The following is a 791-nucleotide window of genomic DNA, read 5'->3' as shown; positions in this document are numbered from 1 at the left end:
ATTATTTGACTCTTTCTAGCCGATACGTCACACCGTTAATTGTTACTTCGTAATCATCTTTCTTCACGACGATTTTATCGTCATGCTTCACAACTTCGTACTGATCTAAGTCGTTGGCTTGTTTAATTTGATTTAATCGGCTAGCCATTCTGATTAAATACTCACGATATCGTTTCTCACTCGCAACCAAATCATTACCTGCAATGTTAACGATAGCATAATCATAAGTCGCACCACCCACTTTAAACATACCTTTAACGTACGTTTCAAACGAATTCCCTTCGGCTACCTTATAACTTCCACCTTTACGGAATAACCAAAATAGGTCTTCAAAGAAATCGTCTGTGTTAGCAAAGTGCATATAATAGCCACCTTCGTTAACTGGACGAGCTAAACCTCGTGTGACTTGTACACCACTTGGACGAGTTAAAGCGTTCATATTGCCAGGCATTGTAAACCCACCCCAGTTGTTATTGGTTTTACCAACAGTTGAATGACCCCAACCACTCTCTAGGCTAAGCATGGTTACCATGTAAGCCACACTAATATTGTGTTGTTTGCAATACTTTTGAATACTTGTCATTTCGTCAACCGATAACGTGTCATTACCTAGTTTTAAGGCGATTTTAGGAGTACCTGTGGACGTTTGAAGTCGTTTATTGATGATTGCTTGAACTGCATTAAAACGAGCTCCTAGGCTTGCTTTTCGTTGTTCTCCGTTGCCGTGTAAACCGAGTAAGACTTCGTCCGCTAGTTGTTCGTCTGTTTTGGTAGTCGCTTTTTGAGTTGTG

Annotated in this window: 1 protein-coding gene; it reads right to left on the bottom strand. The window is 40.3% G+C overall.

What is annotated here, in order from left to right:
• Position 1: 1 nt before the first annotated feature.
• A partial coding sequence (locus tag GSA01S_RS10355) for a glucosaminidase domain-containing protein (protein ID WP_174519417.1) occupies positions 2 to 791 on the bottom strand: 790 nt, incomplete at its 5' end.

Origin of the sequence: Globicatella sanguinis NBRC 15551 (assembly GCF_001552295.1) — a bacterium.
Taxonomy (GTDB): domain Bacteria; phylum Bacillota; class Bacilli; order Lactobacillales; family Aerococcaceae; genus Globicatella; species Globicatella sanguinis.
The sequence above is the reverse complement of the archived record's forward strand: the minus strand, read 5'-3'. Positions and strand labels throughout refer to the sequence as shown.